The sequence below is a fragment of the Streptomyces sp. NPDC001816 genome (assembly GCF_042892235.1).
In the GTDB taxonomy this organism is placed as follows: Bacteria; Actinomycetota; Actinomycetes; order Streptomycetales; family Streptomycetaceae; genus Streptomyces.
The window spans coordinates 219,636-246,014 of the sequence record NZ_JBIATY010000001.1; the positions used below are offsets into that span (position 1 = coordinate 219,636).

Genomic DNA, 26,379 nt, shown 5'->3' on the forward strand with positions numbered 1-26,379 from the left:
CGTGCGAAACGGCGAGACGACGGAGAGACCATGAGCGTGGTGTACGACTACTTCTGGGCGGCCGACCAGGCGACGGCGGTCGACTGGGCGATCGGCCCGGACGGGGACTGGCTGCGCGGAGGGTCGCTGGACGCGATGTGCGCGGACCGGCTGGAGGTGAAGGGCCTGGACCCGAATGTCGTGCTGGGCAAGTTGGTCTCCTTCGCCGCCGGCATACCGTTCGACAGCGTCGTGGACCCGGAACTGGTCTGGCCCGACCCGGTGGAGTGGCCGTACGGCCGACAGGCGCCGCCCGGCACGGCGTCCCCCTGGGACAGCGGCCTCATCCTCCAGAGCCTTCCCGACAGCTGGCGGGACACGCTCGCCGGGGTCGTCGAGGACGCCGTGTCCCTGCTCGCCCTCCAGTGGTTCGACATCGAGGAGATCCGCTTCGCCGACTACCTGGACGCGCAGGACAGCGTCCGCATGTTCGTCGGAATGGCCCGCCGGGCCAGGTCGGCGGATGCGCGGATGTACTGCTCCTGCATCGTGTGACCCGTCCCGGCCCCCGGACAGCCCGCCCGTCGCTCGGTCACACGCCCTCCACGCGATTCGCACGGTTCCTGGACCGACCTGTTATCGGCGGCTGCCTAGGTTCTTTCGAGCCATTCGGAAGAATCACAGGGATCGAGACTGAGATGACTGACACCAGGCCGCTGCCTGAGCCACCCGGATACGGCTACAGCCATTCTCCGGACCCGGGCCCGCCGTACCCGGGACCCGCGGTGCAGCCTGCCAGGCCCGCTCGGCAGCGGCGTCCGGACGGCTCGGGCACCCGGCGTGCCGCGCTGGTCATCCACACGATCGCCGACGTCGCGGCGGCGTTCCTGGGGCTGTGGATCCTGCTGTACCTGCTGGAGGCCAACCATGCGAACGTCTTCGTGGGGTTCGTCGAGGACGTGGCCGACGCGCTGGCCTGGTGGTCGCAGGACATCTTCACGATGGACACGGAGAGCCTCCGGGTCCTGCTCAACTACGGTCTGCCCGCGGTGATCTACCTCGGGGTCGGGCACGGCATCGCGATGCGCCTGCGGCGATTCTGAGTCACGGGCCACTCATCTTGGGTTCCACCGGTCACTCACCCGCTGAGCCGCCGGCCGTTCGCCCCACCCCCACGAACTCCGCCCCGGCGTCCCGCAGCCGCTCGTGCAACCCCCGGAACACCTCCGCCGAGCGGACGCCCGGCCAGTCGGTGGGGAGGAGGTGGGTGGGGAGGCCGGGGTCGGTGTAGGGGAGGTGGCGCCAGGAGTCGAGGGCCAGGAGGTAGTCGCGGTAGGCCTCCTCGGGCGGGGTGTCCGTGCGGTGCTCCCAGGCGCGCAGGACGGGGCCGTGGGCGTCCAGGAAGCGCTCGTGTTCCTTGGCGATCGCCGTGAGGTCCCACCAGCGGGTGACGGCCTCGGGGGTGGGCGCGAAGCCGAGGTGCTCGCCGCGGAAGAAGTCGACGTACGGGTCGAGGCGGAGCCGGCGCAGGGTGTGCTGCGTCTCCTCGTGCAGGCGGGCGGGGGCGATCCACACCCCGGGGGCCGCCGTGCCGAAGCCCAGGCCGGCCAGCCGGGAGCGCAGGACGTGCCGCTTCTGCCGCTCCGACTCGGGGACGGAGAAGACCGCGAGGACCCAGCCCTCGTCCTCGGGGGGTACCGTCGCGTAGATGCGGCGGTCGCCGTCCTCCAGCAACTGGCGGGCCTCCGGGGACAGCGCGTACCCGGCCGCGCCGCCCTCCGTGCGGGCCGGCACCAGCAGACCGCGGCGTTTGAGCCGGGACACCGAGGAGCGCACGGAGGGGGCGTCCACCCCGACCGCGGCCAGGAGCCGGATCAGCTCGGCGACGGGCAGGGGGCCGGGCATGAAGCGGCCGTACGCGCCGTAGAGCGTGACGATGAGGGACCTGGGGGCGTGCTGCTCGGACACGTTGATCATTTTAAGTCTTCGGCATCACTGCTGGTCACCTCCGGTGCGCAACCGGAACCGCTGCAGCTTGCCGGTGGCCGTGCGGGGCAGTGCGTCGAGGAAGACGAACTCGCGCGGGCATTTGTAGGGCGCCAGTTCGGACTTGAGGAAGGTGCGCAGGGACTCCGGATCCGGCCGCACTCCGTCCCGCAGCACCGTGTAGGCGACCACCACCTGGCCGCGCGCCTCGTCGGGGCGGCCGACGACTGCCGTCTCGACCACGTCGGGGTGGCGCAGCAGCGCGTCCTCCACCTCCGGTCCGGCGATGTTGTACCCCGCGGAGATGATCATGTCGTCGGCGCGGGCCACATAGCGGAAGTAGCCGTCGCTCTCGCGGACGTAGGTGTCGCCGGTGATGTTCCAGCCGCCGCGCACATACTCCCGCTGCCGTGGGTCGGAGAGGTAGCGGCAGCCGACCGGGCCGCGGACCGCGAGCAGGCCCGGCTCGCCGTCGGGCACCGGGTCCCCGTCGGCGTCCTGGACCCGCGCCTGCCAGCCCGGCACCGGGACGCCCGTCGTGCCGGGTCTGACCCGCTCGTCGGCCGCGGAGATGAAGATGTGCAGCAGCTCGGTGGCGCCGATGCCGTTGATGATGCGCAGCCCGGTGCGCTCCTGCCAGGCCCGCCAGGTGGCCGCGGGCAGGTTCTCGCCGGCCGACACACAGCGCCGCAGGGACGAGGTGTCGTACCTGGCCAGGTGGTCCAGCATCGCCCGGTAGGCGGTCGGCGCGGTGAACAGGACCGAGACCCGGTGCTCGGCGATCGCGGGCAGCAGCTGGCGGGGGCCGGCCTGTTCGAGGAGCAGGGAGCTGGCGCCGGCCCGCATCGGGAAGATCACCAGTCCGCCCAGGCCGAAGGTGAAGCCGAGCGGGGGACTGCCGGTGAAGACGTCGTCCGCGTGGGGGCGCAGCACATGTCTGGAGAAGGTGTCGGCTATGGCCAGCACATCCCGGTGGAAGTGCATGCACCCTTTCGGGCGACCCGTGGTGCCTGAGGTGAACGCGATCAGGGCCACGTCGTCGGAGGCGGTGTCGACCGCCGGGTAGGGGGTGCCGGGCGCCGGGCGGTGCAGCAGGTCGTCGGCCGCGTCACCGCCGTACGCGGTGATACGCAGGCCCGGTACCTCGGCCTTCGCCAGGTCGTCCAGGGCCCGGATGTCGCACAGCGCGTGCCGGACCTCGGCGATCTCGCACACCGTGGCCAGCTCGTGCGCGCGCTGCTGGGCCAGCACGGTGACCGCGACCGCGCCCGCCTTCAGCACGGCCAGCCAGCAGGCGGCCAGCCAGGGGGTGGTGGGGCCGCGCAGCAGGACCCGGTTGCCGGGTACGACGCCGAGTTCGCCGGTGAGGACATGGGCGATGCGGTCGACGCGGGCGCGCAGGTCACCGTAGGTCCAGCTGGGGCCGTCCGGGGTGTGGAAGACCGGGCGGCCTGGGTCGGCGTGTTCGAGCAGCTCGACGGCGCAGTTCAGCCGTTCGGGGTAGCTCAGCTCCGGCAGCTCGAAACACAGGTCGGGCCACTCGTCCGGCGGCGGGAGGTGGTCGCGGGCGAAGGTGTCGACGTGGGCCGAGAGATGCATGGCGCCCCCTTGCCTGATGGGCTCGTGGTGGCCTCGCACAAGGAGCGTATCGTGTTGGTGACGACAGTCAATGGAGCGCGATACGGTCGGGTGACAGCACGGGAGAGGGGACCGGCGATGCCTGCATTCTCACTCGGACCGGAACAAGTCGCCTGGTGTGCCGAGCTGCGCACCCTGGCCGCCGAACGGCTGCGCCCGCTCGCCGAGAAGGCCGAGCCGGGCCGGGTCGACCGGCCACTGGTCGCGGAACTCGGCCGGCTGGGCCTGCCGGCCCGGCTCTTCACCTCCGGTGCCCTCGGCCTCTGCCTGATGCGGGAGTCCCTGGCCTACGCCTGCACGGAGGCCGAGACCGCCCTCGCCCTGCAGGGCCTCGGCGCCCACCCCGTCCACGCCCACGGCACCCCCGCCCAGCGGGAGCGCTGGCTGCCCCGCGTGACCGACGGCACCGCGGTGGCCGCGTTCGCGCTCAGCGAGCCGGGGGCGGGGTCGGACGCGGCGGCGCTGGCCCTGCGGGCGGATCCGGACGGGGCGGGGCGCTGGCAGCTCACCGGGCAGAAGTGCTGGATCTCCAACGCCCCCGAGGCCGACTTCTACACGGTCTTCGCACGGACCACCCCCGATGCCGGCGCCCGTGGCGTGACGGCCTTCCTCGTCCCCGCCGACCGGCCCGGCCTCACCGGCTCCGCCCTGGAGATGCTCTCCCCGCACCCCATCGGCAGCCTCGACTTCGACGCCGTCCCGGTGACCGAGGACGACGTGCTCGGTGAGGTCGACCGCGGTTTCCGGGTCGCGATGGGCACGCTCAACCTGTTCCGGCCGAGCGTCGGCGCCTTCGCCGTCGGCATGGCCCAGGCGGCGCTCGACGCGACACTCGCCCACACCGTCCGACGGGACGCCTTCGGCGGCAAGCTGATGGACCTTCAGTCCGTCGCCCACCAGGTCGCCGAGATGGCCCTGCGCACGGACGCGGCCCGCCTGATGGTGTACGCGGCGGCGACGGCGTACGACGAGAACGCCCCGGACGTGCCCAAGCGGGCCGCGATGGCGAAGCTGCTGGCCACCGAGACCGCGCAGTACGTCGTCGACGCGGCCGTCCAACTGCACGGAGCCCGGGCGCTGGAGCGGGGCCATCTGCTCGAACACCTCTACCGCGAGGTGCGCGCCCCGCGGATCTACGAGGGCGCGAGCGAGGTCCAACGGGGCATCATCGCCAAGGAGTTGTACGCCACCGCCACTCGGGAGGAGCACCCGTGACGACCGAGCGCGTCAACCCGCCCGAGCTGTCCCCGCCCACGGGCTTCTCCCACGCCGTCGTCGCCGCCGGCTCCCGCGTGGTGTTCCTGGCCGGCCAGACCGCCCTCGACACCGACGGCAAGGTCACCGGAGCCACACTCCCCGAGCAGTTCGAGAAGGCACTCACCAACCTCCTCACCGCCCTCGCCGCGGCCGGCGGCACCCCCGCCGACCTCGCCCGCGTCACCGTCTACGCCACCGACGTCGCCGCCTACCGCGCCCACGCCCGCCAACTGGGCCGCATCTGGCAGCAGTTGGCGGGCCGGGACTATCCGGCGATGGCGGTCGTGGAGGTCGTACGACTGTGGGACGAGCAGGCGCTGGTGGAGCTGGACGGCTTCGCGGTGCTGTCGTAAGGGGTGTCTTCTGGATCAGGCCGCCACGGCGAGCCGGTCGGCGGGGACCCGGTGGGGCGGGACCACGCTGCCGTCCGGGAGCAGCTCCCCGCTGTCGTCGAAGCGGATCGAGCCGTCGCAGAGCAGGGCCCAGCCCTGTTCCGGATGGGCAGACACGGTGTGCGGGGTGCCGGTGCCGGACGCGGCGCACGAGATTTCACAGGAGCACATGGCGCACCTCCACATCGGATGTGAGGGGGCGGGCCGGTTCGGCCTTCGCCCGCCATGCATAGACCATGCTCCCGCCATGAACGCACCGGAACCGGCCGCCGTGAAGCGTGACAACATGCGGACAACTCCCGGACGGTTCCATGACGCGCCACCGATGGGGTGACGATCACGTCCGGCGGCACGGCCACCCGGTACCAGTGGAAGCCCCCACCCCATGGAACCGGGAGGTATCCCATGCCCGTACGCCCCGCCCTGGCCACCGTCCTCGGCGCAGCCGCGCTGCTGTGCTCCGCCGTCGGCCCGGCCACCGCCGACGCGGGAGAGAGTGTCACCGTCGCCCTCACCGGACGGATCGCCGCCGACGGCACCGTCACCCTCTCCGGCACCTACCGCTGCACCGGCAACACCGGACCGGTCTTCGTCAGCTCCTCGGTCAGCCAGGGCGACCTCCGGCTCAAGCACGGCATCGGCGGCAGCAGCGCCCAGTGCGACGGCGCCGAGCACCTCTGGCAGAACTACGGCAAGGTCGCGGCCGGTTCGCTCGTCCCCGGGGCGGCCCATGTGGAGGCCACCGTCATGGAGCTGCGGCCCTCGGGCATTGTGCCGCTGCCCCACTTCCACGCGGTCCAGGAACAGGACGTCACCCTCGTCCAGGACTGACGCCCACGCCGAGCGGCCCGGCACACGTACCTGGCGTGTGCGGGGCCGCTCGGCGTGGCGGCGGTCGTCAGGAGCGCTGCCAGCTGTGGGGGGCGTGGAAGGCGTGCGGGCGCCAGGACGTGGTGCCCGGGGAGGCGGGCTCGGCGCCGGACCCGGCGAGCGCGGTGCGGCTGAGCAGCAGCACCGCGAGGGCGGCCAGCTCCTCCTGCGTGGCCTCGCCCTTCTCGACGCGGATGGGGGCTGTGGGGGATACGGACATGGGGACCTCCGTCACTGAGGGGGGTTGCCGTGCTTGCGGGCGGGGCGCTCGGCGTGCTTGGTGCGCAGCATCGCCAGCGCGCCGATGAGGACGTGGCGGGTGTCGGCGGGGTCGATGACGTCGTCCACCAGGCCGCGCTCGGCCGCGTAGTACGGGTGCATCAGCTCGGCCTTGTACTCCTTGACCAGCTCGGCACGCTTGGCCTCGGGGTCGTCGGCCTCGGCGATCTGGCGGCGGAAGATGACGTTCGCGGCACCCTCCGCGCCCATCACGGCGATCTCGTTGGTGGGCCAGGCGTAGGTGAGGTCGGCGCCGATCGACTGGGAGTCCATGACGATGTAGGCGCCGCCGTAGGCCTTGCGCAGGATCAGGGAGATGCGAGGCACGGTCGCGTCGCAGTAGGCGTAGAGCAGTTTCGCGCCGTGGCGGATGATGCCGCCGTGCTCCTGGCCGACGCCCGGCAGGAAGCCGGGCACGTCGAGCAGGGTGACGATCGGGATGCTGAACGCGTCGCAGAGCTGCACGAAGCGCGCCGCCTTCTCGGACGCCTCGATGTCCAGGACGCCGGCCAGGCTCTGCGGCTGGTTGGCGACGATCCCGACCACCTGGCCGTCCAGCCGGGCCAGCGCGCAGATGATGTTCCGCGCCCAGCGCTGGTGGACCTCCAGGTACTCGCCGTCGTCGACGATCTCCTCGATGACCCTGGCCATGTCGTACGGCCGGTTGCCGTCGACCGGCACCAGGTCGGCCAGCGTCTCGCAGCGGCGGTCGGCCGGGTCGTCGCAGGGCACGGCGGGCGGGTTCTCGCGGTTGTTGCGGGGGAGGAGGGACAGCAGATAGCGGACCTCCTCCAGGCAGCTCTCCTCGTCGTCGTAGGCGAAGTGGCACACCCCGCTGGTCTCCGCGTGGACGTCGGCGCCGCCGAGGCCGTTCTGGGTGATCTCCTCGCCGGTGACCGCCTTGACCACGTCCGGTCCCGTGATGAACATCTGGGACGTCTCGCGGACCATGAACACGAAGTCGGTGAGCGCGGGACTGTAGGCGGCACCTCCGGCGCACGGGCCGAGCATCACGCTGATCTGCGGGATGACACCGGACGCCGCCGTGTTGCGCCGGAAGATGCCGCCGTAGCCCGCGAGGGCGGTGACGCCCTCCTGGATGCGGGCGCCCGCGCCGTCGTTCAGGGAGACCAGGGGCGCGCCCGCCGCGATGGCCATGTCCATGATCTTGTGGATCTTGGCGGCGTGGGCCTCGCCCAGCGCACCGCCGAAGATCCGGAAGTCATGGGCGTAGACGAAGACCGTCCGGCCCTCGACCGTGCCCCAGCCGGTGACGACACCGTCGGTGTACGGCTTCTTCGCCTCCAGGCCGAAACCGGTCGCCCGGTGCCGGCGCAGCGGTTCGACCTCCTGGAAGGAGCCCTCGTCGAGGAGCAGGCCGATCCGTTCGCGCACGGTGAGCTTGCCCTTGGCCTTCTGGGCTGCGGTCGCCTTCTCACCGGGGCCGGCGAGAACGCTCTCGCGTATGCCGGCCAGTTCCTCGACGTGGGACCTCATGTCTCCCCCTACTTCGCTGAAGTGACGGAACGTCAGTTTCCGAGCCGGCGCAGCCCGCTCGACTGGAGCGCGGCGAACGCCCCCACGACCGCTGCCTGCAGCACGGTCCACACCGTGCCGACGGTGTTCGGGCCGAACCACCCGAACACCGCGGTGGCGAGGGACGCGACCGCCCACAGCGCGTTGGCCTCGATGACCGCCTTGGTGGCGGCCGTGCTCGGCACCGGACGGCTCGCCAGCAGCGCCACGAGGCCGCCGTACACCGTGAGGAACACGCCGATGCCCCGCAGGAACCCGGCGTCGAGGCCGAGCAGATCGCCCACCGGGCCCGCGGCGAGCAGGTAGATCAGGCCGTTGGCGGCGGTCACGGCGGCGTCCAGCGCGAGGAAGGTCCGTAACGGGCGCGCCGCGGCGGCACGGGTCGGCGTATGCGTCGCCGCGTGTGCCGGGGTCTGGCTCGTGGTCATGGGGCCTCCAAAGGTAGGGGGTTTGATTCCACTTGCCCGTCGAGCGTGCCAAGGCGGACTGACCGGTGACTGACGGGCCGCTTACGCGGTCCGACTCGCACCTCCCCCAAGTCCACCGATCCTCAGGCCGGTTGGAGGCGCAGGTCGCCGGTCAGCGCGGGGTCGTGGGAGAGGATCGCGCTCTCCACCCGGCGCAGGGCGGGGGAGGGCTGGATGCCCAGCTCGTCGTCGAGGTGGCGGCGCATCCGGCGGTAGACGTCGAGGGCGTCGGCCTGCCGTCCCGAGCCGTACAGGGCGATCATCAGCTGCTCGCAGAAGCGTTCCCGCAAGGGGTGGTTGGTGTGCGCCTCGGTCAGCTCGGCGAGCACGGCGGCATGCCGGCCCAGCCGCAGCTCGGCGTCGAAGCGCAGCTCCATGGCCCGCATCCGGTACTCCTCGTAGCGGGCACCTGCCAGCTGGCACAGCGTTCCGCCGGCGAACCCGCCGAAGGCGGGGCCGCGCCACATCCCGAGCGCGTCGCCCAGCAGCCGTGCGGTGCGGGCCGCGTCGTCCGGCGCCGCGGACTCGGCCAGCCGCACCGCCCGGATGAACTCGGCCGCGTCCAGCTCGCCCTCCCCGATGCCGAGCCGGTAGCCGGAGGGGTGCATGGTCACCCGGGAGGCCGGCCGGTCCGGCTCCAGATCACGGAGCCTGCGGCGTAACCGGCTGACATGGGCCTGGAGGGCGTTGGCCTGGTTGTCGGGGACGGCGTCCCCCCACATCTCCTCGGCCAGGCTCTCCCCGGACACCGGCTGGCCCTCGCTGACCAGCAACGTCTGCACGAGGGTGCGCTGCAGATCGCCGGATATGTCCGCCGGGCCGAATGCGGTGAGTATCTGCAGGGCCCCGAGAATGGAGAACCTCAGCATGTCTTCCCCCCTGGGTGAAAATTCCTGGCGAAGGTGTTTCTGTACGGGGTCGTGCTGCGGTGAAAAGACAGGGTGGCCGAACGCGCCACGCCCCGGCGGGCGTCTGCTTCCTGGACGGCCCGCCGGGGCGGTTGCTCCGCCGGGACGGGGGGCGGCCGGCGGTCCTGGGGGACCGGTGCCGAGCCGCCATTGGCGCAGCACCGGGTGGGAAAAGTTGGTTCCGCGCGTCGACTGGTGAATTCGTGGTCACCGCGTACGGAATTCCGGTCTGGTGCCACAGTGGCACCGCTCGCTGACGGAATGCTGACACGCTTCTGACGCCGGTAATGAATTCCTTGTGGCCCTTTTCCCCGGCATCCTCTCGGTGCTGTACTCCCTTCGATGGAAAACGCTCCCGAAAGGGGTACGGGAATGACCGCGACCACCACCGAAACCAGCACGGACAACCCGATTTTCGAGGCGATACGCGCCCACACGGCAAGCGAGAACCCGAGTTCGTTCCTGGCGCTCAACAGCGGAAACAGTGTCTTCACCGTCCCGGACGCGGACGGTGTCGTCGTCTACCGCCGCACCGGCCGCCGCGCCGTGCAGTTCGGCGGCCCCTTCGCCGCCGAGCAGGACTACGGCACCCTCCTGGAGGCCTTCCGGAAGTACGTCCGCGACGAGGGCCTCACCCTCGTCGGCGTCCAGCTCCAGCGCACCGACGCCGAGCGGTACGCCGCGCTCGGCTTCACCGTCAACCAGGTCGGCGCCTCCTGGGCGGTGAGCCTGGCCGAGTTCACCCTGCGCGGCACCAAGTTCATGCAGCTGCGCAACAAGATCTCCCGCGCCCACCGCAACGGTCTGCAGATCCAGGAGGTCGACGCGGGCGATGTGCAGGACGCCATCGCCGCGATCGACCAGGCCTGGCTCGGCTCCAAGGGCGGCGCCCAGCAACTGGAGTTCCTCGTCGGCCAGATCGGCGGCGCGGCCCAGGCACACCGCCGGCTCTTCACCGGCACCATCGACGGCGCCCCGGTCGCCTACATCTCGTACTCGCCGGTCTACGGCAGCCGGGCCGGCTGGATGCACGACCTCAGCCGCCGTGTCCCCGAAGGCTCCCCGGGCCTGATGGAGGCCATCAACGCGCACGCCATCGAGGTGTTCCGGGCCGAGGGCGTCGAGTGGCTGCACTTCGGGTTCACGCCGTTCACCGGCCTGGACGCGAGCCACGAACTCGACGGCCACAGCCCCGCGTTCCAGTGGCTGATGCACGCCCTGTGGGCCGAGGGCGCGGCGCTGTACCCGGCGCAGACGCAGCTGTCGTACAAGCAGAAGTGGGCCCCCGACGTGCTCATTCCCGAGTACGTCGCCTTCGACGGGCCGCAGGCCTCGCTGCCCGGCTTCGCGCACATCTTCCGTGCCTGCAACGCCTTCTGACCCACCCTCACCCGAAGGAGACGACGACATGAGCCAGTCCACCGAAGAACTCCAGCACGCCATGGTCGAGCAGCTGATGGCCGTCATCGGGGCCCCCGACGACCAGGCGGTCGCCGAGGCCGCCGACGCGGTCGTCCGCGCCCTGGACGAGCGGATGAGCACCGGGGCGGCTGCCTGAACCGGCACGGAACGCCCGATCAGAGGGACATCAGTGCCACATCAGCGCTCCACGGAACGCTGGACACACGTTCGCCCGGCGGTCCGGGCCCGGGAGCACCGCACTGTGCTCCCGTCTCCTCGGTCCGCCGGGCGGATCTCAGGCCCTGTCGTCGGACTCCCGCCTGTCCTCCGGGCGGACGACGGGAGTCCGACGACAGGACCTGACCCGCGACGGTGACCGCACGCGGGAGCCTTGTCGACTCGCGGCGCCCGCAGGTCCGCGGGGCAGCGGCGCCGCCGCCCGATCCGGGCACTTCTCCCAAGGAGAGCTACGCATGCAGCGTCCGCACATACAAGAAGCCGGGGCACTCGCCACCGGTGGAGGCGCCGGCGCCGGGCAGCGCACCGGCGCCTCGGCGACCTTCGCCGAGCTGCTCAAACGGGTCAAGGCCGAGGGCCTCCTCGACCTCGACCCCCGGTACTACGTGGGCAAGCTGGCCCTCAACACCACCCTGCTGCTGATCGGGTTCGCCGCCTTCTTCGAGCTGGGCGACTCCTGGTGGCAGCTGGTCACGGCCCTGTGGATGGGCCTGTGCGGCGGCCAGTCGGCGTTCATGTGGCACGACGCCGGCCACAAGGCTATGTTCCGCAGCAAGAAGGCCGCCTCCGCGGTCGGCTACATCCACGCCAACCTGGTCAACGGGGTCAGCTACGGCTGGTGGGTCAACCACCACAACCGGCACCACAGCAACCCCAACCACCTGGACATGGACCCGGACATCGGCCGGCGCACCGCCATCTTCGACATCAAGCAGTACCCGAGCCGCAAGGGCACCCAGAAGTTCGTCGTGCGCTACCAGAGCGTGCTGTTCTTCGTGCTGCTGGTGCTCGAAGGCTTCAAGATGCTGAAGACCGCGGTCCTGTCGATCGTCCAGGGCAAGACCAAGCGGCCCGCCCTGGAGACCTTCCTGATCCTGCTGCGCGCCGCCGTCTACCTCGGTCTCGTCTTCACCGTCCTGTCCCCGGGCCTCGCGGTCGCCTTCATCGTGGTCCAGCACGCCGCGCTCGGCGTCTACTTCGGGATGATCTTCGCCCCGAACCACAAGGGCATGGACGTCCGCGACGGCGCGGAGGAGACCCTCGACTGGCTGGAGCGCCAGGTCCTCACCTCCCGCAACATCCGCCCCAACCGGCTGGTCGACTTCCTCTACGGCGGCCTCAACTACCAGGTCGAGCACCATTTGTTCCCGGCCATGCCGCAGAAGAACCTCGGCCGCGCCCGTGAGCTGACCATGGAGTACTGCGCCGAGCGCGGGGTGCCGTACCACGAGGTCGGGTTCTGGGCCTCGTACCGCGAGGTCGCCTCCTACCTGCACGAGGTCAGCGCGCCCGTGCGGCGCGGTGACGTGGAGGAGCAGCTCCGGCGCCGCGCCATGGAAGAAGCGGCCTGACATCCCCGTCTCCCTTACTCACACCGCCACTTCCCCCACACCCCCACACCCCGGCCCCCGGGCCGCACGCCCGGGCCCGCCGGTGGCCCGGGCGGTTCCTTCCCAGGAGCGACGGGGGCGTTCGCAAGGAGTCCCCAAAGGAGCCAGCCCCATGTCCCAGACCACCGCCGCGGCGGGCGGTGTCACCGCTCCCGCCCCGATCGGGGTCCGCCTGGACCGCATGCCGATCACTCCCCTGCACCGCAGACTCACCGCGGTCATCGGCGTCGGCCTGTTCTTCGACACCTTCGAGAACAACCTGTCGGGCACCATCGGCAAGGTGCTGCAGAGCGACTTCGCCTTCGGCGCCACCTCGCTCAAGCTCGTCCTGGCCTCCGTGTTCGTCGGCCAGTTCATCGGCTCGCTGACGCTCGGCCGGATCGCCGACCGGTTCGGCCGGCGTCGGGCCTTCCTCGTCAACCTCGCCATCTACTCGGTGTTCTCGCTGCTCGGCGCCTTCTCCCCGAACGCCACATGGCTGATCGTCACCCGTTTCCTCGCGGGGATCGGCATCGGCGCCGAACAGGCCCTGTCCGACTGCTACCTGGCCGACGTGCTGCCCGCGAAGAAGCGCGGCCGGTTCATCGCCGGGGCCTACACCCTCGCCTTCTGCGGAGTGCCCGCGGTGGGCTTCGCTGCGCTGTGGCTGGTGCCGCTGACCCCGCTGGGCGTGGCCGGCTGGCGCTGGCTGTTCGTGCTCGGCTCGCTGGGCTCGGCCGTGGTGTGGGTGCTGCGCCGGCAGCTGATCGAGTCCCCGCGCTGGCTGGCCGCGACGGGCCGGACCGCGGAGGCCGAACGGCTGGTGGCTCGCATGGAGGCGGAGGCGGCGGGTCGCGGACTGCCGCTTCAGACGCCCGGGCCGCAGACCGAGGAGGCCGTGGACCACTCCCGGCTGCGGGACGTCCTGCGCCCCGGCATGCTCCGCCGCACCCTCGTCCTCTGGCTGTTCTGCGTGCTGTCGGTCGTCGGCTACTACGGCTTCGGCACGCTCGCCCCGCAGATCGTCGCCGCCAAGGGCTACGGCGTCGTCGCCGGACTGGGCTTCACGGCGCTGTCCTTCCTCGGCTACCCGGTGGGCTCCGCGCTCGCCCTGCCCGTCGTGGACCGCGTCGAGCGGCGCACCCTGATCGCGCTGTCGGCGGCCGCGATGGTCCTGGCCGGACTCGGCTTCGCCTGCGCCGACTCGGCCGCACTGATCGTCACCTGCGGATTCGCCTACACCCTGTGCAGCAACGTCTTCTCCAGCGTCTCGCACGTGTACCTGTCCGAGCAGTACCCCACCGCGATCCGGGCCACCGCCTCCGGAGCCGCCTACTCGCTGTCCAAACTCAGCGCCGCCGCACTGCCGTTCGCGCTGCTGCCGGTCCTGGAGGCGCACGGCCCGGGTGCCCTGTTCGGCGTCATCGCCGCCGCCATGGCCGTGCTCGCCGGCACCGTGCTGACCCTCGGCGAGCGCACCACCGGCCGCCCCGTCCGGTGAACCCATCGACCCCCAGAAGGAGTTGAGCATGGCCTACGTCATCGGACTGCCCTGCGTCGACGTCAAGGACCGCTCCTGCATCGACGAATGCCCCGTGGACTGCATCTACGAGGGGCAGCGCGCCCTGTACATCCATCCGGACGAATGCGTGGACTGCGGCGCCTGCGAACCGGTGTGCCCGGTCGACGCCATCTACTTCCAGGACGACCTGCCCGAGGAGTGGGGCGACGACCACGCGGCCTCCAACGCCGCCTTCTTCGACGGCCTCGGCGAGCCCGGCGGAGGCAGCGCCCTCGGCCCCCAGGACCATGACTCCCCGCTGGTCAGCGCCCTGCCGAAGGGGGTGTCGGTGGCATGAGCGGCATCCTCGCCGGCAAGCGGATCCTGGTGACCGGGGTGGTCACGGACGCCTCCATCGCCTTCCACGTGGCCCGGATCGCCCAGGAGGAGGGCGCCGAGGTCCTGCTGACCGGCTTCGGCCGGCTGACCCTCATCGAGCGCTTCGCCTCCCGCCTGCCCAAGCCCGCCCCCGTCATCGAGCTGGACGTCACCGACCAGGGTCACCTGGACACCCTCGCCGACCGCATCGGCGAGCACGTCGACTCCCTCGACGGCATCGTCCACTCCATCGCCTACGGCCCCCAGGGCGCCTTCTCCTTCCTGGACGGCACCTGGGACGACGTGTCGACGGCCGTGCAGGTGTCGGCGTACTCCCTGAAGTCCCTCACCACGGCCTGCCTGCCGCTCCTGGAACGGCGCGGCGGCTCGGTCGTGGGCCTCACCTTCGACGCGACGGTCGCCTGGCCGCACTACGACTGGATGGGCGTGGCCAAGGCCGCCCTGGAGTCCACCAGCCGCTACCTCGCCCGCGACCTCGGCCCCCGCGGCATCCGCAGCAACCTCGTCGCGGCCGGCCCGCTGCGCTCCATGGCCGCCAAGTCCATCCCCGGCTTCTCGCAGCTGGCCGACGTCTGGGAGACCGAGCGGGCCCCGGCCGGCTGGAACCTCACCGACCCGGACCCGGCCGCCCGCGCGGTCGTGGCCCTGCTGTCGGACTTCTTCCCGCGCACCACGGGCGAGATCGTCCACGTGGACGGCGGGGTGCACATGATGGGCGCGTGAACGACGGTCTTGAGCTAGCGCGCCACGCGATAGCGGAGGTACACGAATTTCGAACTGAAGGTGCGGGTCTCGACGAGTTCGAGATCCACCCGGCGCTCGTGCCGGGGAAAGAACGGAATGCCACCGCCGACCAGCACCGGGTGGACCACCACCCGGTACTCGTCGATCAGACCCGACGCGGCCGCCTCGGCGGCGAGAGTCGCGCCGCCGATCGCGATGTCGCCCTCCCCCGGCTCGGCCCGCAACCGCTCGATCTCCTCCGCCAGGCCGCCGGAGGCCAGGCGGGCGTTGCCCTGCACCGCCGACAGCGTGGTGGAGAACACCACCTTCGGGAGCGGATTCCAGAGCGCGGCCCACTCCAGCTCCGAGTCGTCGAGCGATGGATCCTGGTCGGCGGTCTCCCAGTACAGCATCGTCTCGTACAGCCGTCGTCCCAACAGGTGAACGCCCACCTCTCGGATCTCGTCGATCCAGAAGCGAAAGACCTCCTCGTCGGGTGCTGACCAGTCGAAGGTGCCGTCCGGCCCGACGATGTAGCCGTCGAGCGAGACGTTCATGGAATAGGTCACGCTGCGCATCAGAAGTCCTCCTCGGTAGCGGCTTCGACAGTACGACCGCCGAACGCCGCAGGACTCATCGCGGCTCGCGGGTCAGGGTCGCACTCCAGAACGCCCCTCCCGTCGAGGCCCGGAAGCCGCGATGGGAGGGGCGCAGACGCCTGTTCCGGCCTTCCCAAGCCTGGACAGGGCTACTCGGTGACCCCGTCCGGCAGGATGCGCCGGAAGCCCGTGTACGGGACCAGCGCCTCGGGCAGGGCCACCGACCCGTCCTCCTGGACGCCCTGCTCCAGCAGCGCGGCGACCGTGCGGCCGATCGGGAGGGCCGAGCCGTTCAGGGTGGCCGCCGGGGTCTTGCGGCCGTCGGCGCGCTTGACCCGGATGTCGGCGCGGCGGGCCTGGAACGTGCCGCAGTCGGAGACCGAGGAGATCTCCCGGTAGGAGCCGCCGCCCGGCAGCCAGACCTCGATGTCGTACGTCATCCGGGCGGAGAAGCCCATGTCGCCCGCGGGCAACAGGACCGTACGGAAGGAGAGTTCGAGGCGGCGCAGGCACTCCTCGGCCTGCGAGACCATCAGCTCCAGCTGCTCCTGGGCCTCCTCCGGGGCGCAGATGCGCACCAGCTCCACCTTCTCGAACTGGTGCAGACGCAGGACGCCCCGGGTGTCACGGCCGTACGCGCCCGCCTCGGCGCGGAAGCAGGGCGTGCGGGCGGTGAACGCGTACGGCAGCGTCCGGGCGTCCAGGAGCTGTCCGGCCACCAGGTTGGTCAGCGGGACCTCGGCGGTCGGGATCAGGAACAGTTCGCGGTCGCCGACCTGGGTGCGGAACAGGTCCTCCTCGAACTTGGGCAGCTGCCCGGTGCCGGTCATCGCGTCGCGGCTGACCAGGAACGGCACCGACTGCTCGGTGTAGCCGTGCTCGCGGGTGTGCAGGTCGAGGAAGAAGTCGCCGAGGGCCCGCTCCAGCCGGGCTCCGGCGCCGTGCGAGACGCTGAAGCGGGCGCCGGAGAGCTTGGCAGCCGCGGGGGAGTCGAGGACGCCGAGGGCCTCGCCGATCTCCGCGTGGTGGCGGGCACCGGCCGAGGGACGCGGGTCCGGACCCCCGCGCCGTATCTCCACGGCCTCCTTCTCCGAGTCGCCGTCCGGGACCGTGTCCAGCGGGAGGTTGGGGATGCCCAGCAGCAGCTCCGTCAGTTCGCCGGCGGCCGTGCGGGCGGCGCCCTCCGCCTGCTGCACCTCGGTGCGCAGCGCCCGCGCGGCCTCCTTCTCCGCCTCGGTGGGCGGGCCGGAGCGGCGGGCCTTGGCGGTGCGGTTCAGCTCCGTGCGCAGCCGGGTCACCTCGGCCTGCGTGGCCGAGCGGGCGTGCAGCGCGGTGCCCAGGGCGTCCAGGTCGAGCTGGTGGCGGCGGCGGGCCAGGCGCCGTACGGCGTCCGGACCGGCCTCGATCAGCTCGTGGGGATCATGCATGGCGGTCTCCTGACAGGGCGGGGGAGGAGGCGGGGGACTGCTCCGCAGCGGCGGTCGCGGTGTGCCGGGTGCCGAGGAGGCGGTAGCGGAGCGGGTGGGCCGAGCGCAGGCGGGCCGCGTACAGCAGGCCGCCCAGGGCGACCAGCGGCAGCAGCCAGGGCAGCGCGGCGATGACCTTGGACGGGGAGCCGGTGAGCATGTCGAAGTTGCCGGCCACCAGCCACACCGAGGCGGCGAGGCCGGCGAAGCCCAGCAGCGGGGCGAGCAGCTCCCGCCACCAGTGCCCGCCGCCGCCCCGCAGCCGCAGCCGCAGCCCCAGCACGGACAGTGCGGCCAGCGCCTGGAGGGCGACGATGCCCAGGGTGCCGAGGCCCAGCATGCTGGTGGTCAGGTCGGCGTACGGGTCGAGGCCGGCGAGGGCGAAGCCGGCCACGACCAGCGTGGTCAGCGCGCTCTGCGCGAGGCTGGCCCGGTGCGGGGAGCGGTGCCGCGGGTGCTCGGCGGCCAGGCCCCGCGGCAGCAGACCGTCCTCGGCGAGCACCTGGGCGTAGCGGCCCGCGGCGCTGTGCAGGGCCAGCGTCGCCGCGAACAGGCTGGTGCAGAGCAGGACCTGGAGCCCGGTGCTGCCCGTCTTGCCGAGGAAGTCGTCGCCGAGGACGAAGAACAGGTCGCCCATCTGCTTGCCCGCGACCTCGCGCACCTTGTCGCTGCCGACCGCGCCCACCGCCAGCCAGCTGGTGAGGGCGTAGAAACCGGCGATCAGGACGACGGCCGCGTAGGTGGCCCGGGGCACGCTGCGCCGCGGGTCCTTCGCCTCCTTGCCGTACAGGGCGGCCGACTCGAAGCCGATGAAGGAGACGAACGCGAACATCAGCGAGACGCCGACGCCGTGCCCGGCCGCGACGTGCGGGGAGAACGAGGCGGTGGGCAGCGCATGCAGTCCGTGCCGGGCCAGGATCGCCACGTCCAGGGCGGCCAGCACACCGATCTCGCCGAGCATCAGCAGAGCCAGCACCCGGGCGCTGAGCGCGATCTCCCGGTAGCCGAGCACGGCCGTCAGCACCAGCCCGACGGCCGCGCACCACTCCCAGGACACCGTCATCCCGTGGGCGGCGAACACCAGGTGGGTGAAGTAGCCGAGCGCGCCGGCGAGGCCGATGGTCGCGCAGTTGTAGGAGAGCAGGGCGACATAGCCTGCGGCGACCGCGGGCGGCCGGCCGAGCCCGTCGGCCACGGAGGCGTAGAAGCCACCGGAGCCTGCGGTGCGGCGGGCGCTCACCGCGTAGCCGACCGAGAAGCACAGCAGGGTGACCCCGGCGAAGAGGAACGCCGCGGGCACACCGGCTCCGTCACCGAAGGCGAACGCGAGCGGAACGGTGCCGACCATGGCGGAGAGCGGGGCCGCGGCGGCGACGATCAGGAAGAGGATGTGACCGGTACCGAGCCGACCGGCCTGGGGTGGAGAACCGCTGGTGGACATGGAGAACTCCTGGGCTGCTCAAAGAGGTTGGGGAGGGAGACGTGCAACAGCCGCCCGCGGAGGACCGACGGACGGCTGTCTGGCGCTGGCGTCGTACTGCGTCAGGCGGGAGCGATCGCCAGTGCCGTGTTCTGCCCACCGAATCCGAGCGAATTGCTCAGTGCCAGATCGATCGGCATCTCGGTGGCGGTCTGAGCCAACTTGACCTCGATCCGGGGATCGGGCATGACCAGGTTGGCGACGGGCGGAATCAACTCGTGCTCCACGCTGAGCACGGCGAACGCGGCCTCGACCGCGCCGGCGGCACCCAGCAGATGACCGGTGACTCCCTTCGTGGAGGTGACCAACGGATCCCCACGCAGGGTCCGCCGGATCATCCGGGCCTCGGACAGATCGTTGAGCGGCGTCGACGTACCGTGCGCGTTGACGTGCTGGACCTCGTCCGGATCGGCACCCGCATCGGCGAGCGCCGCCCGCACCGCGGCCTCGATCCCCGCACCGTCGGGATGCGGCGACGTCATGTGGTGCGCGTCGGCCGTCGCGCCGTACCCGACGATCCGGCCGTGGATGTGCGCACCGCGGGCGCGGGCGTCCGCGACACGCTCCATCACGAGGATCCCCGCGCCCTCACCGGCGACGAAGCCGTCGCGGTCCACGTCGAACGGGCGGGACGCGGCCGCCGGATCGTCGTGCCGCTTGGACAGCGCGCCCATCTGGGCGAACCCGGCCATGACCAGTGGGGTGATCATGGCCTCGCTGCCGCCCGCCAGCACGATGTCGCACCGGCCGAGCGCCAGCAGGTCCCGGGCGGTCCCGATGGCGGTCGCGCCCGAGGCACAGGCGGTGGCCACCACCAGGTTGGGCCCGGTCGCCCCGAACTCGATGGCCGTCTGACCGGCCAGCATGTTCGGCAGCTGCATGGGCAGCAGGAGCGGCGACACCCGGTCGGCGCCGTGCTCGCGCAGCACATGGTGCTGTTCCTCGACCGTGCCCGGACCGCCGTCGGCGCAGCCCAGCACGACGCCCACGCGTGCGCCGTCCCAGGTCTGCGGGTCGAGGCCCGCGTCGGCCACCGCCTCGTGCGCGGCGACCAGCGCGAACTGTACGAACCGGTCCAGGCGGTGCGCCCGCCGGGCGCTCAGCAGGGTCTCGGGTTCGAAGTCGGGTACTCGGCAGGAAATCTGTACGGGGTTGTCCGCCAGCACCGGATCGAGGGCGGCGGCCGGCCTGCCGTCGCAGACCGCCGCCCAGCTCGGCCCGACCCCGATACCGCCCGGGGTGACCAGGCCGAGCCCGGTGACGGCGATGTCCATCCCGGCCATCAGACCTTCGCGCTCCGCTCCTCCATGAGCCGGACCATGTCGCCCACGGTCTCGGCCTCCAGGAGGTCGTCGTCGCTGATGTCCAGGTCCAGCTCGGACTTCAGCAGCAGCGACAGCTCCACCACGGCCAGCGAGTCCAGCTCGATGTCCTCCCGGGTGGCCTCCGGAGTGATCGACTCGGGCGACACCTTGAGCTTGTTGGACAGGATTTCCTTGAGCTGCTCCAGCATGTCGGTTCCTTTCGAAGGTGTACGCACCCCGCGTACCGCTGAATCGATATGAGTGACTGACGATCGGTCAGATGGTTTGCAGCTCCGGCCAGATGACGGTGCCGGCACCCCAGGACAGGCCCCCGCCGAACGCGGTGAGCAGCACCCGGTGGCCCGCGGCGAGCCGGCCCTCGGCGGCGGCCTCGGCGAGCAGCAGCGGAATCGAGGCGGCGCCGGTGTTGCCGACCCGCGCGATGTTGCTCAGCTGCCGCTCGGCGGGGATGCCGAGCCGGTCCGAAACCGCCTCCAGGATCCGGGCGTTGGCCTGGTGCGCCACGAACCGGTCGACGTCGTCCAGCCGCCAGCCGGCCCGCTCGGCCGCCTCCGTGGACGCGGCGGTCATGTGCTCCACCGCGTGCCGGTAGGTGTCCCGGCCGAGCATCTGGAAGTAGTGGTCCTCCGGGGCGACCGGCCGGTCGGTGGAACGCTGCCGGGAACCCCCCGCCGGGACCTCGATCAGATGGCTCAGCTCGCCGTCGCTGCCGAGCACCAGCGGGCCGATCGCACCGGGTTCACCGGCCGAGCCCGCGCGCAGCACCACCGCGCCCGCGCCGTCCGCGAAGATCACCGCGGTGGTGCGGTCCTCGGGGTTGATGATCGTGGTGAAGGCGTCCGCCGCGATCATGAGCACCCGGTCCGCGATCCCGGCCGCGATGAGCCCCGCGGCCGAGGCCAGGCCGTACAGGAACCCGGAGCAGACGGCCGCCACGTCGAAGGCGGGCACCTGCCCGAGCCCCAGCCGCGCGGCCACCTGCGGTGCGGTGGCCGGGCAGGGCTGGTCCGGGGTGGTGGTGGCCAGCACCACCGCCCCCACCTCCTCGTCACCCGCCGACTTCAGCGCCCTCAGACCGGCCTCCACCGCCAGATCGCCGGTGGAGGTGCCCGGGGAGATGAAGTTCCGCTCGGCGATCCCGGTGCGCGACCGGATCCAGGCGTCGGAGGTGTCGAGGCGGGCGGCCAGGTCGTCGTTGGTCACCACGTTGGGCGGGACGTACGACCCGATGCCGGTGACGACCGCGGCCCGGCCGGTGCTCATGCGCCGTTCTCCGAGGCTGGTGCCCCGGCAGGTGACGTTTGCCCGTTAAGGAGCGGCGTCCGGTGCGTGCTCTCGGCGTGCCGGCCGGAAGTCCTCGTACTGGACGTACTTGGGCTTTCGGCCGGTGCGGCGAGAGTGCGTGCCGGGCGTCGCGACGGGGCGAACGTCGCCTGTTGGGGCGCCAGGACGCCGACGGGCAGGCCCATGTAGGCCATGCGGACCTCGGCCATCTCGTCGGTCCACTGCTCGGCCATGTCGTAGCGCTGTTCGGCGGTGGTGTCGAGCAGCCGGACGCCCGGCCAGATCTCGTAGTCCCCGATCTTGTCGGCGTGCTGGAACATGCCCTCCTGGAACAGTTCCTCGCGGTGGATGACGAACTCCCGGTCCGGGATCTCGTCCCACAGCTTCACGCCCGCGCGCAGGATCTCCAGCAGCCGTGGCTTGTACTCCGGGTGCTCGATCACATGGTCGCGCAGGATGGTGCTGGCCACGGTGAGGTGGCGGATCTCGTCGATGGCGGTGCCGCGCGAGATCTCGCCGGTCGCCGGGGACAGCGGGGTCCACTTGCGCTCGCTCAGCTCGGCCGCCGGGGCGAGCACACCCTCGATGATGATGGCGAACACGGCGACCCCGCCGGGGAAGTCGGCCTGGTCGCGGACGATGTCCAGGGTGAAGTCCACCACCGGGTCCAGGACCCGCTTGCGGTACTCCCGGGCCATCTCGTCGATGTCCTTGAGCAGCGTGGTCGCCGGGATGCCCAGCTCCACCAGGTGCTGGCGGAAGACCCGGGCGTGCCGGGCCTCGTCGATCAGCTGGGTGGCGTAGAACTCCATCTGCGGGATGCCGGGCGCGACGGACACGTAGTGGCCGAGCAGCCGGGTGGCCAGCTCCTCCGCCAGTGCCCGGAAGCCGAACTCCAGGACCAGCGCCTCGCGTAACGGGCCGGGCGCCTTGAGGAAGTCCGGTGTGATCGCGTTCTCGTGGTGGCCGGTCACCCCGCGCTCGCGCAGCGTGCCCTGGGCCACCGAGGTGATCCAGTAGGCGAGGTCGCACTCCTCGGGGCCCAGGGTGAGTTCCTTCGCGCCGTCCAGCAGACCGGGTGCCTTCTCCCAGTCGGCTTCGGGGGCTACGAGTACCGGATATTCAGTCATGATGCGGCGGCCTCCTTCGCCGGGCGCAGGGAGCCGGCGAACAACCCGCCGGCGTAACTGAACAGGGGGAGCCGCCCGTTGTCGGCGGTGGCGCGGACGACGTACCCGAGCAGCAGCTCGCTGTCGCCCGCCTCGTGGGCGGAGTGGAACCGGCAGACGTAGTGGGCGAGCGCGCCCGCGATCAGCGGGGCGTGCGCGTACCGGTCCGCCGTCCAGGCCAGGCCCGCGAAGGCCGCGTCGCCGTCGGGCCGACCGCTGTCGGCGAACCGCCGGGCCAAGTCGGCCTGGTCGCCGCCGAGCACGTTGACCGCGAACCGGCCCTCGGCGGCGGCCAGCCGGGCGAAGGACGAGCCCGCCCGCAGCACCACACCGACCAGCAGGGGGGAGCGCGAGACCAGGGTGACCGTGCTCGCGGTGGTGCCGTGCATCCGGTCCTCGGGCCCGGTGGTCAGCACCGACACCGGGGACGCCAGGTGGTACAGGGCCCGGCGGCGCTCGGCCGGGTCCTGCCGGACCGTGCGCCGGACGCCGGTCGCGGTGGTCATCGCACGGCCTCCGTCTCCCGTACGACCGGCCGCGCCGGGACGTGCCCGACCGGCACCGGGTCCATGGCGTGCCCGACCGGCTTCGGGTGGGGCAGGCCCAGGTCGTCCAGCAGCCGCAGATAGCCCTCCTGGCGCACCGGCTCGAAGGGCAGCGCGAAGGACTTCATGAAGTTGCCGAACAGACCGCGGTCGCCGAACAGATGGAACGGCAGCACCAGCAGCGCCCACTCGGGCTTGACCAGCCAGCACCACAGCGCGGCCACCGCGCCCTGCGTGATGAGGCTGTGCATGACGTTGTAGAGGACGTAGTACGCCTTGTGGATCGGCCGGCCGCCGCTCTTCTTGAACGCGATGGCGCCGGGGATGTAGCCGATCAGGTCGATGTAGAGGAACAGTCCGAGCGCCGGCAGCCAGCGGATGTCGCCGAAGTGGTAGACGATCAGGCCGGTGGTGACGGCGAGGCCCACCAGGTACTCGGCGCGGTGCAGCGAGTACGTGCGTGGTGTCTCGAACGGGTTCGCCTGGTCCATGTCAGCTCCTCGGCACTTCCTAGGCGCCGACCGCGGCGGGCTCGGTGAGTTGGATGCCGCCCTGGATCCGCACGGCCGGGTACAGCCCGGTCAGCGCCCAGGCGACGGTCTCCTTGATGACCCGCTCGGCGATCGGGTCGAGGATGCCCTCCAGGCTCGGGATGCCGAAGTCGAAGTCGGCGTCGAAGCGCACGGTGACGTCGGCGCCGTCCTGCTGCACCGACCAGGTCCCGGAGAAGGAATCGAAGTCGCCGTCGGACTGCTCGAAGCGGATCTCGCCGCTCTCCGGCAGCACGGTGTCGTCCTCGGTCCAGCGCAGCAGGCCGCTGCGGAAGTGCAGCTCCCAGCTGGAGGAGGCCTTCGGGTCGGGGTAGGAGGCGTGCACGGTGGTCGCGTTGACGTGGGGCGCGAGGTCCGGGTACTTCTCCCAGCGCCGTACGGCGTGCAGGACCGTTTCGGCCTGCTCCGCGGGTATCAGGGCATCGAGTTCGACGTGCCGCACGATCAGTTACCGCCTTCCGGCATCTTGGCCGCGCCCCGGATGAGGTCGCGGGTGGCCAGGTCGAAGGAGTTGACGAGGAAGTCCACGTCGGTGTCGTCCAGCACGGCGGGCGGCGTGAACCGCACCACCGAGCTGCCGTTCATGGAGTGGTTGGCGACCACGCCGTTGTTGAACAGCTCGATCAGCAGCTCGCCGGCCAGGCCGGCCTCCACGAGCTCCACGCCGATGAGCAGACCCCGGCCGCGCACGTCCACCACCAGCTCGGGGATGTTGCGGTGGGCGACCTCCGCGATCCGCGGCAGCAGCCGGGCACCGAGGTCCATGGCCCGAGTGACCAGGCGCTCCTCCTTGACGGCCCGGATCGCGCCCTGCACCGCGGCCATCAGCACCGGCTGGCCGGAGAAGGTGGCGGTGTGGACGTAGGGGTCCTTGTCGAAGGGGCGGAACGCCTTGCGGGTGGCTACGGCCGCCGACACCGGCATCACCCCGCCGCCGAGCGCCTTGCCGGTGAGCAGGACGTCCGGGACGACGCCCTCGATGTCGGCGCCCCACCACTCGCCGAGCCGCCCGAAGCCGGACTGCACCTCGTCGAGGATGAGGAAGCCCTCGTACTCGCGGACCAGCTCCTCGACCCGCTTGAGGTAGCCCTTCGGCGGGATGACGACCCCGCCCTCGCCCTGCACCGGCTCCAGGATCACGCACACCTCGCCCGGGTGCGCCCGCAGTTCTGCCTCCAGGGCGTCGGCGTCACCGAACGGCAGGTGCTGGAAGTCGGGCACGAGCGGGCGGAACGGCGCCTGGTAGACGTCCTTCGCGGTCGCCGACAGGGCGCCCAGCGTCTTGCCGTGGTAGCCGCCGCGCATCGAGATGGTGCGCTTGAAGCCGTTCGCGCGGGCCAGCTTCAGACCGGTCTCCACCGCCTCCGCGCCGGACAGCGCGAAGTGCACGCGGTCGAGTCCGGGCGGCAGCACCGAGACCAGGGCCTCGGCGGCGCGGGCCACCGTCGGCTCCAGCAGGATGCGGGTCGCGGTGGGGTGGGTGCGCAGCTGGCGCTCCACCTCCTCCATGACGATCGGGTGCCGGGCGCCCATGATGAACACGCCGTAGCCGCCCGCGTTCAGGAAGCGCTCACCGTCGCTGGTGGTGAGCCAGGCGCCCTCCGACGCCACCTCCATGTGACTGCCGAACAACTCGGCAAGCGTGGCCCGGCCCTTGCTGAGGTGGGCCCGGTACAGATTGAGGATCTCCGCCTCGTCGACGACGGCCGATGCCGCCGGCGCTCCGGCCGTTTCCTGAATGACGGTCACGTGTCGCTCACTCCAAAAGGTTGGGTGGGGGGAGCGCCCCCGAAGGGGCGCGGGGAACTGCGCGACCAGCCACGACGGACCTGCTGTCGCCCACTCAGATCTGCCTGCCGAGCTCTACGTCAGAACCAGCGGCCCCCCGCCGAAGTACGCGAGCAACGGCTCCGACGCGGCGATACGGGACGGCGGATGAAACGCCAGCGCCCGAGTAGCGGCAGCGACCTGCGCACTGGCAGCGCTGCTGATGAAGTCCAGCCCCCCGAGCAACTCCAGCGCCCGAGCCACAATGCCCGGCAGCGCGTTCTGCACCGCGTACCGAGCGACCAGCACCCGCGCCACCGACTCCTCGTCACCGGGCTCGGGACCGGTCCCGCGGGCCACGCCCTCCAACAGAGCGAGGGTGGCCTCCATGTCGACGGCGAGAGCCGCCCGCTCCTCGGCGCTGCCCCGCTGCCGCTCCAGCACCTGCTCCACCAGCGCGGCGGCGGAGCCCGCGTACCCGGCGGAGATCAGCATCTCGAACCAGACGAAGCCGGCCGACTGCAGGTCGTCGAGGCGGGTGGGGTCGTCGGCGCCGGCCCGGACGACCATCTCGGCCGGGACGAACACGTCCTCCAGGCGCACCTCGTCGCTCTCCGCGCCGGCCAGCAGGTCGTTGCCCCAGAACGGGTGCACGGACATGCCGGGCGCGTCGGCCGGCACCAGCGCGAGCGCCAGCTCCGGCTCGCCGCCCTCCTCGCCGTGGATGGCGGTGGACGCGGTGAGCAGGCTCATCGAACGGGACAGGCTGCACGGCTTCTTCGAACCGGACAGCAGGAACCCGCCCTCGACCGGACGCGCGGTCACGGCCGGCTTCAGGATGTTCTGCGCGGTACGGCCCTCGGACCAGCCGGAGGCCAGCACCTGCTGGTCCGGCACGATCCGGTGCAGCAGCTCGGTCTGCGCGGCGGTGAGCCGGCCCGACTTGACCGCCAGCGAGTACAGCATGGCGGCGGTGAAGTGGTGCATGGACACGGCCGCGACCAGCGAAGGGGAGACCGCGCCGAGGGCGAGCTGGACCCGCAGCGCCTCCAGCGGGGCGGCGCCGTGGCCGCCGTAGGCCTCGGGTATCAGCAGACCGACCCCGCCGTGGATGCGGAACAGGTCGATCACCGGACTGCCGGGCCGCTCCCGCTCGGCATACGGAATCTGCTCCAGCTCCTTGAGCAGTCCGGGGTGGAACCGCTCGCAGACGGTCCGGGCAGCATCGAGGGAACGCACGGGAAACCTCC

29 protein-coding genes and 1 pseudogene are annotated in these 26,379 nt (G+C 71.7%); 11 read left to right on the top strand and 19 right to left on the bottom strand.

Translation table 11 applies throughout. The features are described from left to right. The first annotated feature begins 30 nt into the window (after nt 1-30). A complete protein-coding gene (locus ACFYZZ_RS00980) occupies nt 31-534 on the top strand; it encodes a hypothetical protein (RefSeq protein WP_389169821.1) in 504 nt (167 codons plus the stop codon). A gap of 143 nt (nt 535-677) precedes the next feature. After that, nucleotides 678-1,082, top strand: a complete 405-nt coding sequence (locus ACFYZZ_RS00985) for a hypothetical protein (protein ID WP_389169823.1) — start codon at nt 678-680, stop codon at nt 1,080-1,082. Nucleotides 1,083-1,113: 31 nt separating this feature from the next. Here the strand turns inward: ACFYZZ_RS00985 and ACFYZZ_RS00990 are convergent, their stop codons facing one another. Both ACFYZZ_RS00990 and ACFYZZ_RS00995 read right to left on the bottom strand, forming a co-directional pair. Beyond that, the gene (locus ACFYZZ_RS00990) at nt 1,114-1,956 is read right to left on the bottom strand and encodes a PaaX family transcriptional regulator C-terminal domain-containing protein (RefSeq protein ID WP_389169825.1); all 843 of its coding nucleotides are present in this window, start codon (nt 1,954-1,956) and stop codon (nt 1,114-1,116) included. Nucleotides 1,957-1,971: 15 nt separating this feature from the next. Next, the gene (locus tag ACFYZZ_RS00995) at nt 1,972-3,564 is read right to left on the bottom strand and encodes an AMP-binding protein (RefSeq protein WP_389169827.1); all 1,593 of its coding nucleotides are present in this window, start codon (nt 3,562-3,564) and stop codon (nt 1,972-1,974) included. 117 nt (nt 3,565-3,681) lie between these two features. Between ACFYZZ_RS00995 and ACFYZZ_RS01000 the strand changes: the two genes are divergently transcribed. Together ACFYZZ_RS01000 and ACFYZZ_RS01005 are read left to right on the top strand one after the other, a co-directional pair. Next, nucleotides 3,682-4,818 carry an acyl-CoA dehydrogenase family protein gene (locus ACFYZZ_RS01000; protein ID WP_389169830.1) on the top strand — a complete coding sequence of 379 codons (1,137 nt, stop codon included), beginning with the start codon at nt 3,682-3,684 and terminating at the stop codon, nt 4,816-4,818. Further along, the gene (locus ACFYZZ_RS01005; protein WP_389169833.1) at nt 4,815-5,213 is read left to right on the top strand and encodes a RidA family protein; all 399 of its coding nucleotides are present in this window, start codon (nt 4,815-4,817) and stop codon (nt 5,211-5,213) included. Before ACFYZZ_RS01000 ends, ACFYZZ_RS01005 begins: the two co-directional genes overlap by 4 nt. A gap of 15 nt (nt 5,214-5,228) precedes the next feature. Here ACFYZZ_RS01005 and ACFYZZ_RS01010 read toward each other — a convergent pair whose 3' ends face one another. Beyond that, nucleotides 5,229-5,423 (bottom strand): DUF5999 family protein, encoded by a 195-nt coding sequence (locus ACFYZZ_RS01010; protein ID WP_386575767.1) that lies wholly within the window; start codon nt 5,421-5,423, stop codon nt 5,229-5,231. 234 nt (nt 5,424-5,657) lie between these two features. On the opposite strand from ACFYZZ_RS01010, the gene ACFYZZ_RS01015 reads away from it, so the two are divergent. After that, nucleotides 5,658-6,083, top strand: coding sequence for a DUF6299 family protein (locus ACFYZZ_RS01015; RefSeq protein WP_389169835.1), 426 nt, complete (start codon nt 5,658-5,660; stop codon nt 6,081-6,083). A 67-nt stretch (nt 6,084-6,150) separates the two neighbouring features. Here ACFYZZ_RS01015 and ACFYZZ_RS01020 read toward each other — a convergent pair whose 3' ends face one another. From ACFYZZ_RS01020 to ACFYZZ_RS01035, 4 genes are all read right to left on the bottom strand, one after another. Then, on the bottom strand, nt 6,151-6,342 hold the full coding sequence (locus ACFYZZ_RS01020) for an acyl-CoA carboxylase epsilon subunit (RefSeq protein WP_389169838.1): 192 nt from the start codon (nt 6,340-6,342) through the stop codon (nt 6,151-6,153). 11 nt (nt 6,343-6,353) lie between these two features. Continuing rightward, nucleotides 6,354-7,898, bottom strand: a complete 1,545-nt coding sequence (locus tag ACFYZZ_RS01025) for an acyl-CoA carboxylase subunit beta (RefSeq protein ID WP_389169841.1) — start codon at nt 7,896-7,898, stop codon at nt 6,354-6,356. 32 nt (nt 7,899-7,930) lie between these two features. After that, nucleotides 7,931-8,365, bottom strand: coding sequence for a hypothetical protein (locus tag ACFYZZ_RS01030; RefSeq protein ID WP_389169843.1), 435 nt, complete (start codon nt 8,363-8,365; stop codon nt 7,931-7,933). A gap of 122 nt (nt 8,366-8,487) precedes the next feature. Further along, nucleotides 8,488-9,273: a BTAD domain-containing putative transcriptional regulator gene (locus ACFYZZ_RS01035; RefSeq protein ID WP_389169846.1), complete on the bottom strand. Its 786-nt coding sequence runs from the start codon at nt 9,271-9,273 to the stop codon at nt 8,488-8,490. Between the two features lie 411 nt (nt 9,274-9,684). Here ACFYZZ_RS01035 and ACFYZZ_RS01040 point away from each other — a divergent pair, with 411 nt between their 5' ends. The 6 genes from ACFYZZ_RS01040 to fabI all read left to right on the top strand — a co-directional run bounded on the left by ACFYZZ_RS01040 (nt 9,685) and on the right by fabI (nt 14,943). Continuing rightward, nucleotides 9,685-10,692 (top strand): DUF2156 domain-containing protein, encoded by a 1,008-nt coding sequence (locus tag ACFYZZ_RS01040; protein WP_389169849.1) that lies wholly within the window; start codon nt 9,685-9,687, stop codon nt 10,690-10,692. 28 nt (nt 10,693-10,720) lie between these two features. Then, a complete protein-coding gene (locus ACFYZZ_RS01045) occupies nt 10,721-10,870 on the top strand; it encodes a hypothetical protein (RefSeq protein ID WP_386575759.1) in 150 nt (49 codons plus the stop codon). Nucleotides 10,871-11,186: 316 nt separating this feature from the next. Continuing rightward, nucleotides 11,187-12,302, top strand: coding sequence for a fatty acid desaturase family protein (locus ACFYZZ_RS01050; protein ID WP_389169852.1), 1,116 nt, complete (start codon nt 11,187-11,189; stop codon nt 12,300-12,302). Between the two features lie 151 nt (nt 12,303-12,453). Next, nucleotides 12,454-13,821, top strand: a complete 1,368-nt coding sequence (locus ACFYZZ_RS01055) for an MFS transporter (RefSeq protein ID WP_389169854.1) — start codon at nt 12,454-12,456, stop codon at nt 13,819-13,821. Between the two features lie 28 nt (nt 13,822-13,849). Continuing rightward, a complete protein-coding gene (gene fdxA, locus ACFYZZ_RS01060) occupies nt 13,850-14,179 on the top strand; it encodes a ferredoxin (RefSeq protein WP_386575755.1) in 330 nt (109 codons plus the stop codon). After that, entirely contained in the window at nt 14,176-14,943 is a 768-nt protein-coding gene (gene fabI / locus ACFYZZ_RS01065) for an enoyl-ACP reductase FabI (RefSeq protein ID WP_389169857.1), read from the top strand. Before fdxA ends, fabI begins: the two co-directional genes overlap by 4 nt. A gap of 14 nt (nt 14,944-14,957) precedes the next feature. Here the strand turns inward: fabI and ACFYZZ_RS01070 are convergent, their stop codons facing one another. From ACFYZZ_RS01070 to ACFYZZ_RS01125, 12 genes and pseudogenes are all read right to left on the bottom strand, one after another. Next, complete coding sequence (locus tag ACFYZZ_RS01070) at nt 14,958-15,521, bottom strand: dihydrofolate reductase family protein (protein WP_389169860.1); 564 nt, start codon at nt 15,519-15,521, stop codon at nt 14,958-14,960. A gap of 170 nt (nt 15,522-15,691) precedes the next feature. Next, the gene (gene serS / locus ACFYZZ_RS01075; RefSeq protein ID WP_389169863.1) at nt 15,692-16,969 is read right to left on the bottom strand and encodes a serine--tRNA ligase; all 1,278 of its coding nucleotides are present in this window, start codon (nt 16,967-16,969) and stop codon (nt 15,692-15,694) included. Then, complete coding sequence (locus ACFYZZ_RS01080; protein ID WP_389169866.1) at nt 16,962-18,449, bottom strand: APC family permease; 1,488 nt, start codon at nt 18,447-18,449, stop codon at nt 16,962-16,964. Before ACFYZZ_RS01080 ends, serS begins: the two co-directional genes overlap by 8 nt. A 101-nt stretch (nt 18,450-18,550) precedes the next feature. Continuing rightward, nucleotides 18,551-19,771, bottom strand: a complete 1,221-nt coding sequence (locus tag ACFYZZ_RS01085) for a beta-ketoacyl-[acyl-carrier-protein] synthase family protein (RefSeq protein ID WP_389169869.1) — start codon at nt 19,769-19,771, stop codon at nt 18,551-18,553. Then, complete coding sequence (locus tag ACFYZZ_RS01090) at nt 19,771-20,001, bottom strand: phosphopantetheine-binding protein (protein WP_020942802.1); 231 nt, start codon at nt 19,999-20,001, stop codon at nt 19,771-19,773. The genes ACFYZZ_RS01085 and ACFYZZ_RS01090 overlap by 1 nt, the downstream gene beginning before the upstream one ends. 67 nt (nt 20,002-20,068) lie before the next feature. After that, a complete protein-coding gene (locus tag ACFYZZ_RS01095; RefSeq protein WP_389169872.1) occupies nt 20,069-21,076 on the bottom strand; it encodes a beta-ketoacyl-ACP synthase III in 1,008 nt (335 codons plus the stop codon). 182 nt (nt 21,077-21,258) lie between these two features. Continuing rightward, nucleotides 21,259-22,227, bottom strand: a pseudogene (locus tag ACFYZZ_RS01100) (VlmB-like protein); the annotation flags it as partial. Further along, nucleotides 22,224-22,772 carry a flavin reductase family protein gene (locus ACFYZZ_RS01105; protein WP_389169874.1) on the bottom strand — a complete coding sequence of 183 codons (549 nt, stop codon included), beginning with the start codon at nt 22,770-22,772 and terminating at the stop codon, nt 22,224-22,226. The pseudogene ACFYZZ_RS01100 and the gene ACFYZZ_RS01105, both read right to left, overlap by 4 nt. Further along, on the bottom strand, nt 22,769-23,302 hold the full coding sequence (locus tag ACFYZZ_RS01110) for a hypothetical protein (protein ID WP_386575742.1): 534 nt from the start codon (nt 23,300-23,302) through the stop codon (nt 22,769-22,771). Before ACFYZZ_RS01110 ends, ACFYZZ_RS01105 begins: the two co-directional genes overlap by 4 nt. Before the next feature lie 19 nt (nt 23,303-23,321). Further along, on the bottom strand, nt 23,322-23,804 hold the full coding sequence (locus tag ACFYZZ_RS01115; protein ID WP_389169877.1) for a type II toxin-antitoxin system RatA family toxin: 483 nt from the start codon (nt 23,802-23,804) through the stop codon (nt 23,322-23,324). Between the two features lie 2 nt (nt 23,805-23,806). Then, the gene (locus ACFYZZ_RS01120) at nt 23,807-25,111 is read right to left on the bottom strand and encodes an aspartate aminotransferase family protein (protein WP_389169879.1); all 1,305 of its coding nucleotides are present in this window, start codon (nt 25,109-25,111) and stop codon (nt 23,807-23,809) included. 114 nt (nt 25,112-25,225) lie between these two features. After that, nucleotides 25,226-26,368 (bottom strand): acyl-CoA dehydrogenase family protein, encoded by a 1,143-nt coding sequence (locus ACFYZZ_RS01125; RefSeq protein WP_389169882.1) that lies wholly within the window; start codon nt 26,366-26,368, stop codon nt 25,226-25,228. Nucleotides 26,369-26,379: the final 11 nt, after the last annotated feature.